At 70.1% G+C, this 1,177-nt stretch carries 1 protein-coding gene; it reads right to left on the bottom strand.

The annotated features are described in order from the left end of the window. Nucleotides 1-23: 23 nt before the first annotated feature. Entirely contained in the window at nt 24-989 is a 966-nt protein-coding gene (locus ACFHNC_RS24685; RefSeq protein ID WP_437171886.1) for an IS110 family transposase, read from the bottom strand. Between the last annotated feature and the right edge of the window lie 188 nt (nt 990-1,177).

Raw genomic sequence — 1,177 nt, 5'->3', positions numbered from 1 at the left:
GGATTGAGCGACTGTGTCGGTCGTCAAGCGCTTTGGGCGTGCCACGGCTGTTTGTCCCGGATGATGGCGTTGAGGATGGTGAGGAGCTTTCGCGCCACGGCGACAAGAGCGACCATCTTGGGCTTGCCGGCGGCGAGCAGGCGGTCGCGGAAGGCTTTGAGGGCTGGGTTGTGACGGGCGGCGGTGATGGCGCCCATGTGGAGGGCGGCCCGGATGGGCGCACGGCCGCCGCCAATGAAGCTGCGGCCCTTCCATTGTCCCGATTGGCGGGTCCAGGGCGCGAGGCCGGCGAGGGCCGCGATCTGCCGCCGGTCGAGCGCGCCAAGTTCGGGCATCTCGGCGATCAAGGTGCGGGCGATGGTCGGCCCGACGCCGGGGACGGAAGCGAGCAGGTCCTCCTTCTCGCGCCAGGCGGAGCTGCCGCGGATGTCGGTGTCGATTTCGGCGTCGACCTCGGAGAGTTCGCGCTGAAGGGCTTCGAGAAGGCGGCCGATGGACTTCTGCAGGCGGCGGTCGGTGAAGCGCTTCTGTCGCTGCCGCTCGGCCGTCATCATGGCGATGATCTGCCGCCGGCGAGCGACGAGGTCGGCGAGGCGCTGTGTGGCCTCGTCGGGAAGCGGCCTGATCTCGGGCTTGGTCATCGCGGCGAAGCGGGCGATGAGGCGGGCGTCGATCGGGTCGGTCTTGGCACGCTGGCCGAGGGCGCGGCCGAAGCTGCGGACCTGGGCGGGATTGACGACGACGACCGGCAGGCCGGCGGCGCCGAGGGTGGCGGCGACGACGGTCTCGTAGCCGCCGGTCGCCTCGAGGGCCACGGCCTCCGGCGCCAGGGGGAGGAGGCGAGCGGCGAGGGCGTCGAGCCCCTCCGCATCGCGCTTGACGAAGAAGGCCTCGTCGCCGGGCAGGATGGCGACGTCGAGGCGGTCCTTGGAGACGTCGATGCCGACCACGACGGGGGTGGCAGTGGAGCCTTGAGTGGTGTGTTCCATGACGACCCGACCTTGCGAAAACGGGCTTCGCTGGCGGCCCAGGCGACTGTTCGGGTTCACAGGAACGACGGAGGGGCGACCAAGCTCAATCACGGGCTCAACGGGCCCAAGGCGGATCGGCATCCCCTCCGCCACCGCGCCAGCCAGCTTATGACGGACCGACCCGGATGCTCGAGACTTACAAGGCG

It is taken from the genome of Falsiroseomonas sp. E2-1-a4, from assembly GCF_051433165.1.
In the GTDB taxonomy this organism is placed as follows: domain Bacteria; phylum Pseudomonadota; class Alphaproteobacteria; order Acetobacterales; family Acetobacteraceae; genus Falsiroseomonas.
The sequence above is the reverse complement of the archived record's forward strand: the minus strand, read 5'-3'. Positions and strand labels throughout refer to the sequence as shown.